At 65.4% G+C, this 20,458-nt stretch carries 19 protein-coding genes and 2 tRNA genes; 3 read left to right on the forward strand and 18 right to left on the reverse strand.

Features of this window, described 5'->3' with window-relative positions; all coding sequences use genetic code 11:
- Positions 1-3 precede the first annotated feature (3 nt).
- Positions 4-4,872 carry an NAD-glutamate dehydrogenase gene (locus J8I34_RS16340; protein ID WP_209806452.1) on the forward strand — a complete coding sequence of 1,623 codons (4,869 nt, stop codon included), beginning with the start codon at positions 4-6 and terminating at the stop codon, positions 4,870-4,872.
- A gap of 44 nt (positions 4,873-4,916) precedes the next feature.
- Here the strand turns inward: J8I34_RS16340 and J8I34_RS16345 are convergent, their stop codons facing one another.
- From J8I34_RS16345 to J8I34_RS16360, 4 genes are all read right to left on the reverse strand, one after another.
- On the reverse strand, positions 4,917-5,294 hold the full coding sequence (locus J8I34_RS16345; protein ID WP_245175962.1) for a hypothetical protein: 378 nt from the start codon (positions 5,292-5,294) through the stop codon (positions 4,917-4,919).
- A gap of 109 nt (positions 5,295-5,403) precedes the next feature.
- Entirely contained in the window at positions 5,404-5,592 is a 189-nt protein-coding gene (locus tag J8I34_RS16350; protein WP_029047721.1) for a hypothetical protein, read from the reverse strand.
- Between the two features lie 41 nt (positions 5,593-5,633).
- Positions 5,634-6,023 carry a DUF6566 family protein gene (locus tag J8I34_RS16355; RefSeq protein WP_029047722.1) on the reverse strand — a complete coding sequence of 130 codons (390 nt, stop codon included), beginning with the start codon at positions 6,021-6,023 and terminating at the stop codon, positions 5,634-5,636.
- A 184-nt stretch (positions 6,024-6,207) separates the two neighbouring features.
- Positions 6,208-6,462, reverse strand: a complete 255-nt coding sequence (locus J8I34_RS16360; protein WP_209806453.1) for a hypothetical protein — start codon at positions 6,460-6,462, stop codon at positions 6,208-6,210.
- Between the two features lie 116 nt (positions 6,463-6,578).
- On the opposite strand from J8I34_RS16360, the gene J8I34_RS16365 reads away from it, so the two are divergent.
- Both J8I34_RS16365 and J8I34_RS16370 read left to right on the forward strand, forming a co-directional pair.
- The gene (locus tag J8I34_RS16365; RefSeq protein ID WP_029047724.1) at positions 6,579-7,085 is read left to right on the forward strand and encodes a cupin domain-containing protein; all 507 of its coding nucleotides are present in this window, start codon (positions 6,579-6,581) and stop codon (positions 7,083-7,085) included.
- A gap of 192 nt (positions 7,086-7,277) precedes the next feature.
- On the forward strand, positions 7,278-7,526 hold the full coding sequence (locus J8I34_RS16370; protein ID WP_029047725.1) for a hypothetical protein: 249 nt from the start codon (positions 7,278-7,280) through the stop codon (positions 7,524-7,526).
- A 115-nt stretch (positions 7,527-7,641) separates the two neighbouring features.
- Here the strand turns inward: J8I34_RS16370 and J8I34_RS16375 are convergent, their stop codons facing one another.
- The 14 genes from J8I34_RS16375 to phaZc all read right to left on the reverse strand — a co-directional run bounded on the left by J8I34_RS16375 (position 7,642) and on the right by phaZc (position 20,290).
- Entirely contained in the window at positions 7,642-7,923 is a 282-nt protein-coding gene (locus J8I34_RS16375; protein WP_245175963.1) for a hypothetical protein, read from the reverse strand.
- Between the two features lie 133 nt (positions 7,924-8,056).
- Positions 8,057-8,133: transfer RNA gene (locus J8I34_RS16380), tRNA-Pro, on the reverse strand.
- Positions 8,134-8,189: 56 nt separating this feature from the next.
- Positions 8,190-8,612 (reverse strand): MerR family transcriptional regulator, encoded by a 423-nt coding sequence (locus J8I34_RS16385; RefSeq protein WP_029047726.1) that lies wholly within the window; start codon positions 8,610-8,612, stop codon positions 8,190-8,192.
- 133 nt (positions 8,613-8,745) lie between these two features.
- Entirely contained in the window at positions 8,746-9,156 is a 411-nt protein-coding gene (locus J8I34_RS16390) for an integration host factor subunit alpha (protein WP_029047727.1), read from the reverse strand.
- 89 nt (positions 9,157-9,245) lie between these two features.
- Positions 9,246-11,693 (reverse strand): phenylalanine--tRNA ligase subunit beta, encoded by a 2,448-nt coding sequence (gene pheT / locus J8I34_RS16395; RefSeq protein ID WP_209806454.1) that lies wholly within the window; start codon positions 11,691-11,693, stop codon positions 9,246-9,248.
- Between the two features lie 70 nt (positions 11,694-11,763).
- Positions 11,764-12,795, reverse strand: coding sequence for a phenylalanine--tRNA ligase subunit alpha (gene pheS / locus J8I34_RS16400; RefSeq protein ID WP_029047729.1), 1,032 nt, complete (start codon positions 12,793-12,795; stop codon positions 11,764-11,766).
- A 250-nt stretch (positions 12,796-13,045) separates the two neighbouring features.
- Complete coding sequence (gene rplT, locus J8I34_RS16405; RefSeq protein ID WP_008650487.1) at positions 13,046-13,402, reverse strand: 50S ribosomal protein L20; 357 nt, start codon at positions 13,400-13,402, stop codon at positions 13,046-13,048.
- A gap of 28 nt (positions 13,403-13,430) precedes the next feature.
- Entirely contained in the window at positions 13,431-13,628 is a 198-nt protein-coding gene (rpmI, locus tag J8I34_RS16410; protein ID WP_006575466.1) for a 50S ribosomal protein L35, read from the reverse strand.
- 169 nt (positions 13,629-13,797) lie between these two features.
- Positions 13,798-14,319: a translation initiation factor IF-3 gene (gene infC, locus J8I34_RS16415; protein ID WP_081479471.1), complete on the reverse strand. Its 522-nt coding sequence runs from the start codon at positions 14,317-14,319 to the stop codon at positions 13,798-13,800.
- Positions 14,320-14,367: 48 nt separating this feature from the next.
- Positions 14,368-16,275, reverse strand: coding sequence for a threonine--tRNA ligase (gene thrS, locus J8I34_RS16420; protein ID WP_029047730.1), 1,908 nt, complete (start codon positions 16,273-16,275; stop codon positions 14,368-14,370).
- A 384-nt stretch (positions 16,276-16,659) separates the two neighbouring features.
- Positions 16,660-16,736, reverse strand: a tRNA-Val gene (locus tag J8I34_RS16425).
- Between the two features lie 21 nt (positions 16,737-16,757).
- Positions 16,758-18,983: a RelA/SpoT family protein gene (locus J8I34_RS16430; RefSeq protein WP_029047731.1), complete on the reverse strand. Its 2,226-nt coding sequence runs from the start codon at positions 18,981-18,983 to the stop codon at positions 16,758-16,760.
- 15 nt (positions 18,984-18,998) lie between these two features.
- Positions 18,999-19,361: a RidA family protein gene (locus J8I34_RS16435; protein ID WP_029047732.1), complete on the reverse strand. Its 363-nt coding sequence runs from the start codon at positions 19,359-19,361 to the stop codon at positions 18,999-19,001.
- Between the two features lie 50 nt (positions 19,362-19,411).
- Positions 19,412-20,290 (reverse strand): 3-hydroxybutyrate-oligomer hydrolase PhaZc, encoded by an 879-nt coding sequence (gene phaZc, locus J8I34_RS16440; protein ID WP_209806455.1) that lies wholly within the window; start codon positions 20,288-20,290, stop codon positions 19,412-19,414.
- Positions 20,291-20,458 lie beyond the last annotated feature (168 nt).

Raw genomic sequence — 20,458 nt, forward strand, 5'->3', positions numbered from 1 at the left:
ATCATGCCGCAGGAGAACGAAGACAAAGTCGCGCACCTGCTGGACGAACTGCTTGCGTTTGCGCGGGAGCGGCTGCCGGCGGCGACATTCGGCGTCGCCGAGCCCTTCCTGCGGCACTATTACGACCAGGCCGACACCGACGACCTGCTGCACCGCGAGGTCGAGGACCTGTATGGCGCCGTGATGGCGCACTGGCAGACCGCGCAGAAGTTCGTCCCAGGCAGCGCGCGCATTCGCATCTACAACCCCACCCTGGAAGAGCATGGCTGGCACTCCGACCATACCGTGGTCGAGATCGTCAACGACGACATGCCCTTCCTGGTCGACTCCGTGACCATGGAGATCAACCGGCAAGGGTTGGCTTTGCATTCGGCGATCCACCCGGTGTTCCGCGTCTGGCGTAGCGCCGCCGGCGGAATCGAGCGCATCGCCCTGGGCGGCGCCAGCGAACCCGGCGACGATTCGCGCCTGGAATCCTTCATCCACTTCGAGGTCGACCGCAGCGGCGAGGCCGCCCGGCTGGACGCGCTGCGCAGCGGCATCGCGCGCGTACTGGGCGACGTGCGCGCCGCGGTGGAAGACTGGCCGGCGATGTGCGACGTCACCCAGGCCACCATCGCCGCGATGGCGCAGGCGCCTCATGCCGCCTCGCCCGACAGCACCGAGGCCCGCGCCTTCCTGGAATGGATGATGGACGACCATTTCACCTTCCTCGGCCAGCGCGACTACCAGCTGGTGGCACAGGAAGGGCGCTATTTCCTGCGCGGCGTGCCGGGCTCGGGCGCGGGTATCCTCCGCGAGAGCCTGCGCGAGCCGGACGCGCAGGACCTGACGCCGCTGCCCGCCGCGGCCACCGCCATCATCGAGGGGCCCGCGCCGATCTTCGTCACCAAGGCCAACTCGCGCGCCAGCGTGCACCGGCCGGGCTATCTCGACTATGTCGGTGTCAAGCTGCTGGATGCGCAGGGCCAGCTGTTCGGCGAGCGCCGCTTCGTGGGCCTGTACACCTCGACCGCCTACACGGCGCCGATCGCCGAGATCCCGCTGGTGCGGCGCAAGTGCGCCAATATCCTGGCGCGCGCCGGCTTCCTCACCAAGGGCCATCTGTACAAGTCGCTGGTCACCATCCTCGAGCAATACCCGCGCGACGAGCTGTTCCAGGCGAGCGAGGATGAACTGTTCGACATCACCACCGGCATCCTGCGGCTGCAGGAGCACCAGCGCACACGGCTGTTCGTGCGGCGCGACCGTTTCGACCGCTTTGTCTCGTGCCTGGTGTTCGTGCCGCGCGACAAGTACAACACCGACCTGCGCCAGAAGATCCAGAAGCTGCTGACCGCGGCCTTCCACGGCACCAGTTGCGAATTCACGCCGCTGCTGTCGGAATCGCCGCTGGCGCGCATCCAGCTGACCGTGCGCGGCGAGCCAGGCACGATGCCGCATGTCGATACCGCGGAGCTGGAGCAGCGCATTGTCCATGCCAGCCGCCGCTGGCAGGACGACCTTGCCGAAGCGCTGCACGAGAGCCACGGCGAAGAACAGGGCAACCGGCTGCTGCAGCGCTATGGCGCCTCGTTCCCCGCGGGCTACCGCGAAGACTACCCCGCCCGGACCGCCGTGCGCGACATCGAGCTGATGGAGCACGCGCTGCGCGCCCACCACAGCGCGCGCGGCATGGCCATGAACCTGTACCGGCCGATCGAGGCCGCGCCGGGTGCGTTCCGTTTCAAGGTCTACCGTGCCGGCGAGCCGATCGCACTGTCGCACAGCCTGCCCATGCTCGAACACCTGGGCGTGCGCGTGGACGAAGAGCGCCCATATCTGATCGAGCCGGACAGCGCCGCGCCGGTGTGGGTCCATGACTTCGGGCTGGAGATCGCCGACAGCGGCGGCGCGGCGGATTTCGATATTGCGCGCGTCAAGGCGCTGTTCGAAGACGCCTTTGCGCGCGCCTGGCATGGCGAAATCGAGAACGACGACCTCAACCGGCTGGTGCTGCGCGCCGAGCTGGCCGCACGCGACGTCACCATCCTGCGCGCCTACGCGCGCTATTTGCGCCAGGTCGGCTCGACCTTCAGCGATGCCTATATCGAGCGCGCGCTGACCGGCAATGCGGGCATCGCGGCGATGCTGGTGGCGCTGTTCATCGCGCGCTTCGACACCGTCAGCCAGGTGGCCGCCGACACCGCGCGCCAGGCACGCTGCGACAAGCTGCTGGCCGATATCGAAGCCGCGCTCGACAAGGTGCCCAACCTCGACGAGGACCGCATCCTGCGGCTCTTTCTGGGCGTGATCCAGGCCACGGTGCGCACCAACTATTTCCACCGCGGCGAGGACGGCCAGCCGCGTCCCTATGTGTCGTTCAAGTTCAACCCGGCGCTGGTGCCCGGGCTGCCCGAGCCGCGGCCGATGTTCGAGATATGGGTCTACTCGCCGCGCGTCGAGGGCGTGCACCTGCGCGGCGGCCGCGTCGCGCGCGGCGGGCTGCGCTGGTCCGACCGCCGCGAAGACTTCCGCACCGAGGTGCTGGGGCTGATGAAGGCGCAGATGGTCAAGAACACGGTGATCGTGCCGGTGGGTTCCAAGGGCGGCTTCGTGGTCAAGCGCCCGCCCCCGCCAACCGACCGCGATGCGTTCCTGCAGGAAGGGATCGCCTGCTATCAGACCTTCCTGCGCGGGCTGCTGGACCTGACCGACAACCTTGTCGGCGGCCAGCTGGTGCCGCCACCCGACGTGGTGCGCCATGACGACAACGATCCCTACCTCGTGGTCGCGGCCGACAAGGGCACCGCGACGTTCTCTGACTTCGCCAACGCGATTTCCGCCGAGTATGGCTTCTGGCTCGACGATGCCTTCGCCTCCGGTGGCTCGGTCGGTTACGACCACAAGAAGATGGGCATCACCGCGCGCGGCGCGTGGGAGTCGGTCAAGCGGCATTTCCGCGAGATGGGCGTCGATATCCAGACCACGGACTTCACCGTGGCCGGCGTCGGCGACATGTCGGGCGATGTCTTCGGCAACGGCATGCTGCTGTCGCCGCATATCAAGCTGGTGGCCGCCTTCGACCACCGTCACATCTTCCTCGACCCCGCCCCGGATCCCGCGCGCACGCTGGAGGAACGCACGCGGCTGTTCAATCTGCCGCGCTCGAGCTGGGCCGACTACGATGCCACGCTGATCTCCGCCGGCGGCGGCATCTTCCCGCGCACGGCCAAGACCATCGCACTGACGCCGCAGGTGCAGGCGGTGCTCGGCATCACGGCCAGCGCGCTGTCGCCGGCCGAGCTGATCCACGCCATTTTGATGGCGCCGGTCGACCTGCTTTACAACGGCGGCATCGGCACCTACGTCAAGTCGAGCCAGGAAACGCACCTGCAGGCCGGAGACCGCACCAACGACGCGGTGCGCGTCAACGGCAACGAACTGCGCTGCAAGGTGGTCGGCGAAGGCGGCAACCTGGGCTTTACCCAGCTGGGCCGCATCGAATTCGCGCGCAAGGGCGGCCGCATCAACACCGATGCCATCGACAACTCGGCCGGCGTGGACTGCTCCGACCATGAGGTCAATATCAAGATCCTGCTTGGCCTGGTGATGGCCGATGGCGAGATGACCGAGAAGCAGCGCAACAAGCTGCTGGCCGAGATGACCGACGAGGTCGGCCTGCTGGTGCTGCAGGACAACTACTACCAGACCCAGGCGCTGTCGGTGGCCGGGCGCCACGCCACGGCGCTGCTCGATGGCGAGGCGCGGCTGGTGCGCTGGCTGGAGCGCGCCGGGCGGCTGAACCGGGCGCTGGAATTCCTGCCTTCCGACGAAGATATCGCCGAGCGCAAGCTGGCCGGCGAAGGTCTCACGTCGCCCGAGCGCGCGGTGCTGCTGGCGTACAGCAAGATGTGGCTGTACGACGCGCTGCTGGATTCCGACGTGCCCGAAGACCCGCTGGTCGGCGGCCTGCTGGCCGATTACTTCCCGGTGCCGCTGCGCCAGCGTCACGGCGAAACCATGCATCGCCACCCGCTGCGCCGCGAGATCCTGTCGACGCACCTGACCAACATGCTGGTCAACCGCATCGGCGCAACCTTCGTGCATCGGATCATGGAAGAAACCGACGCGCGCCCGGCCGACATCGTGCGCGCCTGCCTGATTGCACGCGACGTGTTCGGGCTGACCGCGCTGTGGCAGGAAATCGATGCGCTGGACAACCGCGTGCCCGATGCCGAGCAGGCGCGCATGTTCGGCGAGGTGGCGGTACTGCTGGAGCGGGCCTGCCTGTGGTTTATCCGCTATCTGCGCAGCGGCGGCCAGGCCGGCGCCGAACTGGCGCACTTTACGCAGGCGGCGCAGTGGCTGGTGCCGCAGTTGCCGCAGTTGCTGCCAAAGGCCGATGCCGCAGCGCTGGCGGAACATGCCAGGACCTTCTCCGATGCCGGTGTCGACGAGGCGCTCGCCTTGCGCGTTGCCGGCAGCGAGATTTCAGCGGCCGCGCTGGATATCGCCGAAGTGGCCAACGCGTGCGAGCGCAGCCTCGATCTGGTTGCCGGGGTGTATTTCGCGCTGGACAGCCACCTGAGCTTCAGCTGGCTGCGCGAGCGTGCGCAGGCGCTGCCTTCGGACACGCACTGGGACCTGCTGGCGCGCACCACCACGCTGGAAGACCTGGGCCGGCTCAAGCGCGCGCTGACTGTCAGCGTGCTGTCGCAGCAGGGGGAACTGCAATCGCCGGAGGCGATGATCGATGCCTGGCGTGCCAGCCGCCATGGCGCGCTGGAGCGGTTTACGCGCATGCTGGCCGACCAGCGCGCATCGGGTGCGGCGGGGCTGTCGATGCTGTCGGTCGCGGTGCGCGAGATCGGGATGCTGGAGCGCGGCTAGCGCGCCAGCCGTTGCGCCGGCAAGGCGCCGCAGAGGCGGCGTGCTTACTCGTCCGCGCCCGCAGCGTGCGCGGCATCGTCGTCGCTGTCTTCTTTGATGTGCGAGTCGAGCCCGTCGTCGTCCCGGCGGGCGCGCAGCTCCAGCCCGAGCAGCACCAGCAGCTCGAACGCATCTGATAAAAGGTGCTTCTGCCGAGGCAGCAGGCTGGCATAAGGCATGTCGTAGATCGACTGGTGCGCGGCGCGCTGCCCCTTGAGGCCGCGGTCGCGCGCGATATCCGACAGCAGCGCGGCAAACCCGGACAGGTCCTGCGCCGCCAGCGCCGAATTCAATACCCTGGCGATGACTTCCGGGGAAGCGTTTGCCCAGCCCATGCGTTCAGCATTGGAAGCGGAGTGTTGAGGGAAGTCGGCAAAGTCCATTTTGTGTTTAACGGTTTTGCCCGAACGAGCTTAAGTCGGCAGCCATGTGAATTTGACCCCACAGGCGTGGGGTGCTGCACAGGCTTGCGGCGCCGGGACGGCTAGCGGGCTAGCGCGCTGCCGGCTTCGCGGCTACCTGCCGATAGACCGTGGTGCCGTCGCGCGCGGTGCGGGCCTCGACATGGTTGCGGGCACCGCATTGCGGGCAGCGAAATACCGGCCCCTGCCCTTCGTTGCGGATCTGCACCTCGTCCGGCTCCCAGCGGGCGCCGCAAGCCTGGTTCCCACAAACAAACATGAACTCTCCTGAAAATTGATAATCAAGGCTCGATAGCCCACTCAACCATTGCGTTGCACCCACTGCCGCGCCCACGAAATCGCCGCGGCGCGGGCATCCTCCGGCGTGGCATGCGTGGCCGGCGGCGCGCCGCCTTCCAGCACGACGGCGCCAGACTCCCAAATATCGCACAACGCCTTGAAACGACCCGGCCCCAACGCGTGGCAGAACACGTGGATGACAAAGCCGCGATACTCGACCACGTCGGTCGCGTCATCCGTCAGCGCACGGTCGGCGCTGGCATCGGATGGCACCACGGGTGCGTCCGTACGCGGATCCGGCCTGCCTCGCGCCGGACTTGCCCACAGCAACGCCGCGCAGGCACTGCCCAGCGCCGCGCCAAGCGCCACGCCCAGGCCAAACCAGCACGCCTTGCTTTCACACCGCGCCATCGGCATCCCCTGTCAGCGGCCTCCTGCCAGCCATCCTGTCACCTGCGCAAAGCAGCAGGCAGCGTGCACCCGTATTGCTTTCAAGGTTATACCAATCCGGAAAGAGGCCATTAGCGGGGCACGCCGCGCATCAAACAAGAATCTGGAGCGTGACCCGCCCGCGCGCGGCGACTATACTGTATATTTATACAGTTATCCGGCAGGCGTCCTGCTTTGGCTGCGCTGCCGCATGGTCCTTGCCATATCCCCTGTTTATGCCCCTGTACCAGTCCGATTCCATCCTGCTTGAGGCTTCCACTTCGGCGACGGTGCCGAATCCCTGCGCCTGCCCTGCGGCGGCGTCAGCATTGATGCCGGCGCCCTCATCGTCCACGGCATCGAGCCCGACCTGCTCCGGTCGCTGCGCTGGACGCCCGATTTCCTCTCGTTCGAAGCGCACGGCACGCGCCATCGCTACCCGGTCAGCCGCCCCGCGCTGGTCGGCCCCGCGCAGGCACGCTTCGCCCTGCTTTAAGCTATGGCTTCCGCCTGCGCCAGGCCACGCCAAACAACCACATGCCAGACCGCAGCCTTGCCGCCAACGAACTGATCCGCACGCTTGAACTGAAATCGCACCCGGAAGGCGGCTTCTACCGCGAAACCTACCGCAGCGAAGAACGCGTCTTGTGCGCCGACCAGCGTACACGCGAAGCCAGCACCGCAATCTACTACATGCTGTGCGGCAACGACTATTCCGCGTGGCACCGGATCCGTTCCGACGAGTTGTGGCACTTCCACGCCGGCTCGCCGCTAGATGTGCACAGCATCGCCGACGGCCGTCTCGTCACGCAGCGTCTCGGCGATCCGTTGCGCCACGCCGGCGCGTCCTTCCAGGCGATGGTGCCCGCCGGCCGGTGGTTTGCCGCGGAACGCGTGGACCTGGCAGACGGCGTCGACTTTGCGCTGGTCGGTTGTACCGTGGCTCCGGCCTTCCAGTTCAGCGAGTTCGAACTGGCCGATGCGGCCGCGCTTGCTGGCCTGGCGAGCGGCCATGACGCCCTGCTGCACCGACTCTCGCGATAGCGGCGGGCGCGGCAAAAAAACAGCCCGCCGCGGCGGGGTGCGGGCGGGCCGGTCAGGACTGCTGCGCCAGTCTACGCCGCCACTGCGCACCCCCATCAGCAGAGAATCCTGATATCCACCGCCTTTTTCCGCCGACAGTCCGCGCAGCAGCGCTATACTGTATATTCATACAGTATTCCCCCTGTACTTCCCATGTCACCCGAACCCGCCAACTGCCCCGTTTGCGGCGCCGCCGCCGAGCGCCTGCGTGCCGCACCGCGCGGCTACCTGTACACCTGTCCCCGCTGCGGCAGCTTCCAGATCAGTTCCCGCGCGCTGTCATGCCGCCCCGGCCTGCCGGCCTCGGCGCGCGAGGATATCCGCCGGCTGCGCGCTTATGGCCACCTGCCGCTGCTGGATCTGACGCGGGATGGTGTCAGCATCGGTCCTGGCACGCTCTGACCAACGGGCAACAACAAAACAGGACTAAACAGTACGCGATGTTCCGATCATGCCATGGCCGCAGCCAGAGCATTCTCGAAGGCGCAATGCGGAACGCTTGCGGCGAAGGTCGCGCTCATGAACGCTTGCACTCAACCTTCTCTTCATACTCTCCATCCTCGTCCCATTTACGCTCGATCAGGCACGGACCGTCGCGGTACTTTTCCTTGTGCTCATAGCCGCGCGGACCGCCCTTGCATTTGCGCTCTTCCTTGTATTCGCCATCCCGCTTGACCTCGCGCTCGATCTTGCAGGGGCCGCTGCGGAATTTTTCCTTGAGCTCGGCGCCGGCATGGGACACGCGTGAAGCAAACACGCAGGAGAGGATGAGGACGGCGGTGAGGAGCGTTCGGACCATGGGGAGACAGTGCGCAAGAGACGACCGAGCTTAGCAACAGCCGGTCGGGCAGGCTGTATCAAAGCGTTACGGCTGGAGGCCGGCTCCGGGAAAGAAAAAACCCGCTTGGCATTCACCAAGCGGGTTTCTTGTCTGGTCGGGGCGAGAGGATTTGAACCTCCGACCACCTGCACCCCATGCAGGTACGCTACCAGGCTGCGCTACGCCCCGAAAGAAGGAGATTATATCAGAAGCATTTCGCGTATGACTAGCTTCCGTCGCACAAATTATCCCTGCTTCGCGATCTCGCGCAGCTGCGCGAGCAGGTGCTGCACCTCGACCAGTTCATCGCGCAGGCCGGCCACATCAATCGACAGCGCCGCCGGACTTTCCTCGCGTCGTTCGTCGGCGGCTTCCGACACAGCGGCGGCGTGATGACGGCCTTCGTCGAGCCGGTTGCGCGCGCCGTTGATGGTGAAGCCCTGCTCGTACAGCAACTCGCGGATGCGCCGGATCAGCAGCACTTCATGGTGCTGGTAGTAGCGGCGGTTGCCGCGGCGCTTGACCGGCTTGAGCTGCGTGAACTCCTGCTCCCAGTAGCGCAGGACATGCGGCTTGACGGCGCAAAGCTCGCTCACCTCACCGATGGTGAAGTAGCGCTTGGCCGGGATCGGCGGCAACGCGATGCGTTCGCTGGATTTGTCCGACATGCAGTGTGTAGACGAGCGTCAGGCCATGCCGGCCATGAGGTTGGCGCGCAGGTTTTGCGCGCCCAGAAGGATACCGATGCAGGCCTGCGGAAGCAATCCGCCTTTCGGGTGGAAGCCGTGACGTGATGAAGCGTCAGCCGGCAATGTCCGCGCGTTCTTCCACCAGGCCCTTGAGCTTCTGGCTGGCGTGGAACGTCACGACCCGGCGCGCGGTGATCGGAATCACTTCACCGGTCTTGGGATTTCGGCCGGGCCGCTGCGGCTTGTCGCGCAGCTGGAAGTTGCCGAAGCCGGACAGCTTGACGCTGTCGCCCTGCTCCAGCGCTTCGCGGATGACGTCGAAGAAGGCTTCGACCATGTCCTTGGATTCGCGCTTGTTCAGGCCGACCTGGTCGAACAGCATCTCGGCAAGCTCGGCCTTGGTCAGCGTGGGAACTTCGGGCGCGCGGGTATCCGGCGTCGCGTCGTCAAGGGTGGAAGCCTGCCGGTCGCTCATGTCACCCAGTGCTGCAGCGGTCATGGAATTCGCGTCTCGATCAATCATGTCGATCGCTCTAGTGTCTGTCTGGCGATCCGCCCGGGGCCAGGCCCGGGCGCCCTTGTTTATCGTAAGCCGTCGCTAGTGGCGTCGGTCTAGCCGCGCAGCCGGGCCTGGAAGGCCTCTGTCAGCGCGTCGACCATGGAGCGCACTGCGCTGTCGACGGTTTCGTCCTGGAGGGTCGACCCAGTATCTTGCAAGGTCACCCGGAACGCAAGGCTTTTCTCGTCCGCGCCGATGGCGGCCGAAGCGGCCTTGGGACGGAACTCGTCGAACAGCACCAGGCTCTGGCAGAAGCGGCCGTAGCCCTGTTTTTCCAGCGCCGCGCGCATGGTGTCGAGCATGTCCTGCACGCGTACCGATTGCTTCACCACCACGGCAAGGTCGCGCACTGCGGCCGGGAACTTGGAGATTTCGGTGTACGTGGGCAGGCCGGTCTCGCGCAGCGCGTCGAGCTGCAGTTCGAACAGCACCGGCGCGTGCTGCAGTTCATACTCCTGCAGCCAGCGCGGATGCAGTTCACCGACCAAGCCAACAGGCTTGCCGTCGACCAGCACGCGCGCGGCGCGACCAGGATGCAGCGCCGGGTGCGACACCGGCTCGAAGCGCGGCACGCGCGGATGGAACAGCGCCTCGACATCGCCCTTGACGTCGAAGAAGTCGACGTTGCGCGTGGCGATGCCCCATTGCTCCTCAAACGCCGGGCCGTAGGCGATGCCCGCGGCCATCATCGGCTGGTGGTAGCCGGCCACCGTCAGGCCGCCGTCCTTCACGTTCTCGTCGCGATGGAACACGCGGCCCACCTCGAACATGCGCACGCGCGCGGCCTTGCGGTTCAGGTTGTAGCGCACCTTGTCGACCAGGCCACCGACCAGCGACGAACGCATCACGGCCAGCTGGCTGGCGATCGGGTTCAGCAGGCGGATCGGCTTGTCGTTGGCGGCGAAGTCGCGTTCCCACTTCTCTTCGACGAAGGCGAAGTTGATGACTTCCTGGTAGTCGCGCGCAGCCAGCGCGTGGCGCACCACGTGTGTCGAGCGGCGTGCTTCGTTGGTCGGGCGCATTTCGCTTTCGGCGACCGGCGGGCGCGCCGGGATGCGCTCGAAGCCGTAGATGCGCGCGACTTCCTCGATCAGGTCCTCCTCGATCTCGATGTCGAAGCGGTAGCTCGGCGGCGTGACTTCGAACACTTCGCCTTCGGCGCCTTGCGCGCGCGCGAACGGCAGCTGCAGACGCTGGAACACGTCGGCGATGGCAGCCGGCGACAGCTCGATGCCGAGCACGCGCTCGGCGCGCGCCACGCGCAGGCTGACCGGCTTGCGCACCGGCAGGTTGACCACGTGGTCGTCCACCGGACCGGCCTGGCCGCCGCAGATCTCGAGGATCAGCGCAGTGATGCGCTCGATATGCTCGACGGTGGTGGCGTAGTCCACGCCGCGCTCGAAACGGTGCCCCGCGTCGGTCGAGAAGTTGTAGCGGCGGCTGCGGCCCTGGATCGCGGCCGGCCACCAGAATGCGGCTTCAAGATAGATGTCGGTGGTGTCGAGCGTGACGGCAGTGCTGTCGCCGCCCATGATGCCGGCCAGGCTTTCGATTTCCTTGTCGTCGGCAATCACGCCAACCTGCTCGTCGACCTCGATGGTATTGCCGTTCAGCAGCTTGATCTGCTCGCCCTTGCGGCCCCAGCGCACGTCCAGGCCGCCGTGGATCTTGTGCAGGTCGAACACGTGCGACGGACGGCCCAGCTCCAGCATCACGTAGTTCGAGATATCGACCAGCGCGGACACGCTGCGCTGGCCCGAGCGCTCCAGGCGCTGCACCATCCACAGCGGCGTGACGGCACGCGCATTGACGCCGCGGATGATGCGGCCGGAGAAGCGGCCGCACAGGTCGGGCGCCGACACCTTGACCGGTAGCTTGTCCTGGATCGTCACCGGCACCGGCTTCATGTCGGGCAGGTTCAGCGCGGCACCGGTCAGGGCCGAGACTTCGCGCGCAACGCCGTGGATCGACAGGCAATCCGCCTTGTTCGGCGTCAGCTTGATGACGAAGACCTGGTCATCCAGGTCCAGGTACTCGCGGATGTTCTGGCCGACCGGCGCATCTTCCGGCAGCACCATCAGGCCGCCGTGCTCTTCCGACAGCTTCAGTTCGCGCGCCGAGCACAGCATGCCGTAGCTATCCACGCCACGCAGCTTGCCGACCTTGATCTCGAACGGCTGGCCGCCGTCCTCCGCCGGCGGCAGCACCGCGCCGACCAGTGCGCACGGCACCTTGATGCCGGGCTTGACGTTAGGCGCGCCGCAGACGATCTGCAGGGTCTCGCCGGTGCCGGCATCGACCTGGCACACGTTGAGGCGGTCGGCGTTGGGATGGCGCTCGGTCGACAGCACGTGCGCGACCACCACTTTGTCGAACGGCGGCGCGACCGGGCCCACCTCTTCCACTTCCAGCCCGGCCATGGTCAGGCTGTGCGACAGCGCGTCGGTGGAGATCTTTTCAGGGTTGGCGAAGGTGCGAAGCCAGGATTCCGAGAATTGCATGGCGCTTCTGATCCGGTAAGTATTCTGTGTAGTCGGTGACGAGTGTTGCGGCGGCTGAATCAGCCCCGCGTCAAGCGAACTGGCGCAGGAAGCGCACGTCGCCCTCGAAGAAGAGGCGCAGGTCATTGATGCCATAGCGCAGCATGGTCAGGCGCTCGAGGCCGGAGCCGAACGCGAAACCGATATAGCGCTCGGGATCGAGGCCCATGTTGCGCAGCACGTTCGGGTGCACCTGGCCCGAACCGGAAATTTCCAGCCATTTCCCATTGCCGAAGGCCATGTCGATTTCCGCCGACGGCTCGGTGAACGGGAAGTACGACGGACGGAAGCGCACCTGGATGTCATCGCGCTCGAAGAACTTGCGCAGGAAATCGGTGTACACGCCCTTCAGGTCGGCAAAGCTGACGTCCTCGCCGATCCACAGGCCTTCGACCTGGTTGAACATCGGCGAGTGGGTGGCGTCGCTGTCGACGCGATAGGTACGGCCCGGGCAGATCACCTTGATCGGCGGCATCGCCTTGCCCGCGTACTTCTCCACGTGCATCTTCGCGTAGCGCACCTGCATCGGGCTGGTGTGCGTGCGCAGCAGCAGGAGCTTGTCGTCGCTGTCGCGGCCATCCACGTAGAACGTATCCTGCATCGAACGCGCCGGATGGTTGTCCGGGTTGTTCAGCGCGGTGAAGTTCATCCAGTCGGTTTCGATTTCGGGGCCGTCGGCCACGTCGAAGCCGATCGAACCGAAGATCTGCTCGACGCGCTCCCAGGTACGCATCACCGGATGCAGGCTGCCGCGGGCAACCGCGCGGCCCGGCAGCGTGACGTCGATGGCTTCGGCGGCCAGGCGCGCGTTCATCAGGGCATCGGCCAGCGCCTGGCGTCGCGCCTGCAGCGCGGCTTCCACCTGTTGCTTGACCTGGTTGATGCGCGCGCCCTCGCTCTTGCGGGTCTCCGGGTCGAGCTTGCCGAGGCCCTTGAGCAGCTCGGTCAGCGCGCCGGTCTTGCCCAGGAAGCGGGCCTTCTCGTTTTCCAGCGTGGCGTTGTCATTGGCGGCGGCGAAAGCGGCCTGGGCGTCAGCGACGATTTGGTCCAGATCCTGGGACATGGCGGCGGTCGTGGAGTGTTCTGACGTCGGCGGTGCAATGTCGAAAGACAAAGCCGGCCCGACGCGGGTTGGCACTACGTGCGGTATGCGTTTCCGGATGCCGTCTCGATAACAAACGCAAAACGGTATCCGGAACCGCAAATAAAAACGGGGCTCGGTGAGGAGCCCCGTTTCAGCGGACCATGCGGTCAGCGGTCGACCTTGCGGTCGGTGCTTGCCCGGCGGCGCTTACGCGCTGCCGCAGCCGGCATCAGGCAACGGTGGCTTTCACCTGGTTGACGATGGCGGCAAAGGCAGGCTTGTCGTGAATAGCCATGTCCGACAGCACCTTGCGGTCCAGTTCAATCGAGGCCTTCTTCAGACCGTTCATGAACACGCTGTAGGTCATGCCATGCTCACGCGTCGCGGCATTGATACGCGCAATCCACAGGGCGCGGAACACGCGCTTCTTGTTGCGGCGATCGCGGTACGCGTACTGGCCAGCACGCATGACCGCCTGCTTGGCGATGCGATAGACATTATTGCGACGGCCGCGGTAACCCTTGGCAGCGTCGATGACTTTCTTGTGACGGGCCCGTGCAGTGACCCCACGCTTTACTCGAGGCATGTAATTCTCCTTTCGTTATCGTCAGGGGTTATGCGTAAGGCATCATCGCGCGCACCGACTTCAGGTTCGTCTCATGGACGTCCTGGGTACCGCGCAGTTGACGCTTGTTCTTGGTGGTCTTCTTGGTCAGGATGTGACGCTTGAAGGCCTGGCCACGCTTGAACGAACCGTTCGGACGGGCAGTAAAGCGCTTGGAGGCGCTTTTCTTCGTCTTCATCTTCGGCATGAAAAACTCCAGCTCATATGACATGCATGCAGGTGGCCGGCTCACGCCGACTCTTGCAAGACCCGCATCCACTTGTTGTTGCGCGTGCGTCCCTTGCGGGCGACGCGCGACTTCCGCACGAAGCAACGCCGGGATGCGTTGGCATCCCGGCCGCTGCACCGCGCAAGAATTACTTCTTCTTCTTGGGGGCGAGCACCATCACCATCTGGCGCCCTTCCATCTTCGGCATCTGCTCGACCTGGCCGATCTCTTCCAGATCCGCCTTCAGGCGTTCGAGCATGCGCGCGCCGATTTCCTGGTGGGCCATCTCGCGACCACGGAACCGCAGCGTGATCTTGGTCTTGTCGCCATCTTCCAGGAAGCGCTTCAGGTTGCGCAGCTTGACGTTGTAGTCGCCGTCATCCGTACCCGGCCGGAACTTGACTTCCTTGACCTGGATGATCTTCTGCTTCAGCTTGGCCTCGTGGGCGCGCTTGGCTTCCTCGTACTTGAACTTCCCGTAATCCATGATCCGGGCGACGGGCGGAGTCGCGTTCGGGGCGATCTCCACCAGGTCCAAGTCCTTGTCCTCAGCCAGCCGCAGAGCGTCCATGAACTTGACGATGCCGAGCTGCTCGTTATCAACCCCTACCAGGCGCAGCTCAGGCGCGCTGATTTCCCGGTTGATGCGATGACCTTTGTCCGTAGCGATGTTGCGTTACCTCAAGAAGACAAAAAAACAAGCCGTGCTCACCACCCATCAGGCTTTGCTGGCGACGTCGTGTTGCAGACGCTCAACAAACGCGGAGACGGGCATCACACCCAGATCCACGTTGCCACGGGCACGCACGGCCACTTGATTGGCATCCCTTTCCTTGTCGCCTACCACTAGCAGGTAAGGAACCTTCTGAAGGGAATGCTCGCGGATTTTATACGTAATTTTCTCGTTACGCAAATCAGCCTTGGCCCTAAACCCTTGTTTTTGCAGCAATTGCACGACGTTTTCGGCGTATTCCGCCTGCGAATCCGCAATATTCATGACCACGACCTGATCCGGGGCCAACCAGGCGGGCAACGCGCCGGCGTGATTTTCCAGCAGGATGCCCAGGAAGCGCTCGAAAGAGCCCAGGATCGCGCGATGCAGCATGACCGGGCGCTTGCGCGAGTTGTCCTCGGCGACGTATTCGGCACCCAGGCGCTCCGGCAGCACCAGGTCAAGCTGCAGCGTGCCGCATTGCCAGGAGCGGCCGATCGCGTCCTTGATGTGGTATTCCACCTTCGGGCCGTAGAAAGCGCCCTCGCCCGGCAGCTCTTCCCATTCCACGCCGCAGGCGCGCAGCGCCAGGCGCAGGCCTTCTTCGGCGTGGTCCCAGACCTCGTCGGAGCCGGCGCGCTGCTCGGGGCGCAGCGACAGCTTCACCGAAACGTTCTTGAAGCCGAAGTCGTCGTAGACCGAGAATGCCAGTTCGTTGAACGCCTTGGCCTCGGCCACGATCTGCTCTTCCGTGCAGAAGATGTGGGCATCGTCCTGCACAAAGCCGCGCACGCGCATCAGGCCATGCAGCGCGCCCGAGGGCTCGTTGCGGTGACAGGCACCGAATTCAGCCAGGCGCAGCGGCAGGTCGCGGTACGAGCGCAGGCCGTGATTGAAGATCTGCACGTGGCCGGGGCAGTTCATCGGCTTGATCGCGTAGTCGTGCTTCTCCGACTCCGTGACGAACATGTTCTCTTTGTAGTTCTGCCAGTGGCCGGACTTTTCCCAGAGCGAACGGTCCATCACCTGCGGCGTACGCACTTCGTCATAGCCGGCGTCGCCCAAGCGGCCGCGCATGTATTGCTCGACGGCCTGCCATACCTGCCACCCCTTCGGGTGCCAGAACACCATGCCGGGCGCCTCTTCCTGCAGGTGGAACAGGTCGAGCGTCTTGCCCAGCTTGCGGTGGTCGCGCTTCTCGGCCTCTTCCAGCATGTGCAGGTAGGCTTCCTGGTCTTCCTTTTTGGCCCAGGCCGTACCGTAGACGCGCTGCAGCATCTCGTTGTTGGAGTCCCCGCGCCAGTAGGCGCCGGCCACCTTCATCAACTTGAAGACCTTGAGCTTGCCCGTCGACGGCACGTGCGGGCCGCGGCACAGGTCGACGAACTTGCCTTCGCGGTACAGGCCGATTTCCTGGTCGGCCGGGATCGAGGCAATGATCTCGGCCTTGTACTTCTCGCCCATCGACTCGAACAGCGCCACCGCCTCATCGCGGTTCCACACTTCGCGCGTGACCTTCTCGTCCTTGCGGGAGAGCTCCGTCATCTTCTTCTCGATGGCGGCCAGGTCTTCCGGCGTGAAGGGACGCTTGTAGGCGAAGTCGTAGTAGAAGCCGTTCTCGATCACCGGCCCGATCGTTACCTGCGCTTCCGGATACAGTTCCTTGACGGCGTAGGCCAGCAAGTGCGCCGTGGAGTGGCGGATGATGTCGACGCCGTCGGCATCCTTGTCCGTGACGATGGCCAGCCGGGCATCGTCTTCGATCTTGTAGCTCGTGTCGACCAGCTGGCCGTCGACCTTGCCGGCCAGCGCGGCCTTGGCCAGGCCGGAACCGATGCTCTGCGCTACTTCGGCAACCGTCACCGGGCCCGGAAACTCGCGGCGGGACCCATCCGGCAGCGTGATTGCGATCATTTGGACTCTCCAGGATTCCGCCGGCGGCGCGCTGCGCCTCGGCCAGGCGGATCAAACTGCATCTTGCGGGGACCGGTCCGCGGCTGCACGGCCCGGCGATTGCTCTCTTGCTGCACACCACGCCGCCAAAGCGCGCGAGAGCGGCAGCTTATCAGGCTGCTGGCAGGCGACAGGCGAAAAAAAACGCGGCCAAGGCCGCGTTTCTCTTTGTCAAACCCGATTCAACCGGGTCGGAAGGCGCACCTCGACTACTGTCGCTTGCCAGCGGTAGTAGTTCGCGGTGTCATGAACATAATGCCTTTCCGTTCCATTTCAGGTTGAATCGGACTTGCCGCACTTCGTTGTTAGTGCACGATGCACTGCGCACGATTTACTGCAATTCGTTGGTAGGCTCGATTGGACTCGAACCAACGACCCCCACCATGTCAAGGTGGTGCTCTAACCAGCTGAGCTACGAGCCTAGCGAAGACGCAAGTATAGCATCACTTTCTTTTTGCCTGCAATACCCCCTGTACCTCTTCGATCAGCGACAGCGCGCGCTGCAGTTGCGTCGCCTCCGACACCTCGGCGGTGAACTGCATGCGCGCCACGCCCTTGCTCGACAAGGTCTTCACGCCGGTGACGTTGATCTTCTCGCGCGACAGCACTTCCGAGATATCGCGCAGCAGCCCTTGCCGGTCGATGGCTTCGACATGGATGTCGACCGGGTAGACCGCGGCATGGCTTTTCTTGCCCCACTCGGTCTGGATCACCCGCTCCGGCGCGCGCGCCGAGAGCTGCTGGAAGGTATGGCAGTTGCGCCGGTGGATCGACACCCCGCGTCCGCGCGTGACAAAGCCGACGATATCGTCCGGCGGCGCCGGCTTGCAGCAGCGCGACATCTGCGTCATCAGCGAATCCACGCCCACCACCAGCACGCCGCTCTTGGCACCGCGCGCCACGCTGGTGGCGCGGCTCTTCTTGGTGACGGCGTCTTCCTCGCTGAGCGGTGCCTGGGTTTCGCCTTCCGGGTGGCGCAGCGCGTGCTCGACATGGCGCAGGCTGAACTCGTCCTTGGCCACCGCGGCGAACAGGTCGTCCGGCGTCTTGAAGTTCAGCCGCGCGGCCAGGTCTTCCAGCTTGACCGCAGTCTTGCCCTCGCGCTGCAGGGTCTTGTCGATCAGCGCGCGCCCCTGCGCGATGGTCTCCTGCGAATCGAGCGCGTTGAACCACGCCCGCACCTTGGCGCGCGCACGGCTGCTGGCCAGGTAGCCAAGCTCCGCGTTGAGCCAGTCGCGCGACGGCCCGCCCTGCTTGACCGCGATGATCTCGACGGTCTGGCCGTTCTTCAGCGTGGTATTCAGCGGCACCATGGTGCCGTCCACGCGTGCACCCCGGCAGCGGTGGCCGAGGTCGCTGTGCAGGTAATAGGCAAAGTCCAGTGGCGTCGCGCCCTGCGGCAGCGCCACCACGCGGGCCTGCGGCGTCAGCACGTAGATGTGGTCGTCGATCGCGGCGTGCTTGAGCTGCTCCCACTCGTCGTGGGCCACGCTGTGGTCGGCATCGTCCTTCCATGCCAGCAGCTGGCGCAGCCAGGCGATTTTCTCGTCGTAGCGTTCGCTGGCGGAGAACTGCCCACCGTAGCCCTTGTTGCCCGCTTCCTTGTAGCGCCAGTGCGCCGCCACGCCGTATTCGGCGAAGTGGTGCATCTCGTGCGTGCGGATCTGCACCTCGAAGGCGCGGCCGTCATCGCCGATCACCACGGTGTGCAGCGACTTGTAGCCGTTGGCCTTGGGCCGCGAGATGTAGTCGTCGAACTCGCGCGGGATCGGCTGCCAGATATGGTGGACGATACCCAGTACCGTATAGCAGTCCTTGATATCGTCAACGATCACACGGAAGGCGCGCACATCGTACAGGTCGGCGAAATCCAGCTCCTTGCCGCGCATCTTCTTCCAGATGCTGTAGATGTGCTTGGGCCGGCCGCTCACCTCGGCACGGATGCCGGCGGCCGTGAGCTCGGACTGCAGCCGCGCGATGGCGCCGGCGATATAGCCTTCGCGCTCGATGCGCTTTTCGTCCAGCAGCCTGGCGATGCGCTTGTAGGTGTCGGGCTGCTCGAAGCGGAACGCCAGGTCTTCCAGCTCCCACTTCATCTGCCAGATACCCAAGCGGTTGGCCAGCGGCGCGTAGATGTCGAGCGTTTCGCGCGCCACGCCCGGGGTCGGCGTGCGCTTGGTCTCGGCCATCCAGCGCAGCGTCTGCAGCCGCGAGGCCAGCCGCACCAGCACCACGCGAATGTCCTGCGCGAACGCGAGCAGCATCTTGCGCAGCGCCTCGACCTGCTCGTGGCGCGCCTGCGCCTCGTTCTTCGATGGCGCGGCCACTTCCACCTCAGGGCGATTGCCGGCGATGGCACCGATGCGCAGCAGCTGCCGCACGCCATTGACCAGCCGCGCCACTTCTTCGCCGAAGCACGGCTCGATCTCGGCCTCGGTCTCGGGCACGAATGCGGCCAGCCCGAACAGGCAGGCGGCCGCGCGCGCGGCATCGTCCACGCGCAGCCCATCGAGGATGCGCAGCATCCCCTCGGCGTGCGATTGCACGGTCTCACCCGTAGGCAGCGCCACGCCGGCGCCGTGCTCGCGCACGTAGGCCAGTGCACGGCCCACCAGTTCAGCATCCGGAATGCCTACGACCCGGCCAGCCAGGTCGGTCGACGTCACCATGTCCCTAGGCCTGCATCAGTTGAGCGCAGCGGTCACCACCACTTCGATCAGGTAATCGGGATTGGCCAGGCGGGCTTCCACCGTGGCGCGCGGGGGCGTGTTGCCTTGGGGCACCCAGGCGTCCCAGACCTCGTTCATCTCGCCGATCAGGTCGATACTGGTGAGGAAGATCTGGCACGACAGGATGCGGGTCTTGTCGCTGCCGGCCTCGGCCAGCAGGCGGTCGATATGGCCGAGCACCTCGCGCGTCTGGCCGCGGATATCGGCCTTGGGGTCGACCTCGGGCACCTGCCCGGCCAGGTAGACCACGCCGTTGTAGACCGCATATTCGGACAAACGCTTGCCCACGTGGGCGCGCTTCAGTTCAAGGTTACTCATGACAATGCGTTGATCGATAAAAAGACAGGTCCGCCGCGCGATGCGCAAACTCACCCGACAAAGAACTGCCGGGCAATCGCGATCTGCGCCGGATCGACAAAGGTTGGCGCATGCCCCACTTCAGGGACTTCCACCGAGCTCACATGCTTGCCGCGCGCCACCATCTCGGCAACGGTCTCGCGCAGCAGCAGGTCGGACTGCGCGCCGCGCACCACCAGCACCGGGGCTTCGATGGCCTCGAAGCTGCGCCACAGCGCGGCCTCGCCCGCCGCCACCGTTTCCGGCGTGGACTTGCGGAAGGGCATGGCCAGCTGCGGGTCGTAATGCAAGCCCCATTCCAGGCCCTCGCCGCCCTGCACCGGCTTCAGGATGGCGGCGTTGAGCTCGCGCCACTGCTCCGGCGTATGGCGCCCGAACGACGCGCTGATGGTCTGCAGGTAGGCCAGCCCTTCCTCGAAGGTCTTGAAGCGCACCGGCAGGCCCAGGTAGGCACCAATGCGCTCCACTGCCGACGGCGCGATCCTGGGGCCGACGTCGTTCAGCAGCAGCTTGCGCACCGGCGACCTGGGCAGCCCTGCCAGCCCCATGCCGATCAGCCCGCCCATCGAGGTGCCGAACCAGTCCACCTGCTCGACATTGAGCCGGGCAATCAGCGTGACCATGTCGGACACGTACTGCGGCACGATGTAGCCGTCCGGATTGGCCAGCCATTCCGAGCGGCCGCGCCCGACCACATCTGGGCATACCACGCGATAGTCGCCGCACAGCGCGCTGGCGACCGCATCGAAGTCGCGGCCGGTACGCGTCAGCCCGTGCGCGCACACCAGCACGCGGGGATTCGCGGAATCTCCCCATTCGTGGTAGGCCATGCGGTGCAGGCCCGCCGGACTGATGCACTGGACAAAACCGAGGCGCGGACTGGCAGACATCTGGACTCCCTGACGGACCCGGCCGGGACCGCGAAAAAGCGGCGCTGCCGGTGGTTGAGCAAAACTGGATTGTACGCCGCACCGGGTACAATGCCACAGCACACTGTCTGCGCCACCGCACGCGCCCACACGTCGATGCGTGTCGATGCGTGTCGATGCGTGGCGGTG

Origin of the sequence: Cupriavidus phytohabitans, assembly GCF_017815025.1 — a bacterium.
GTDB lineage: Bacteria > Pseudomonadota > Gammaproteobacteria > Burkholderiales > Burkholderiaceae > Cupriavidus.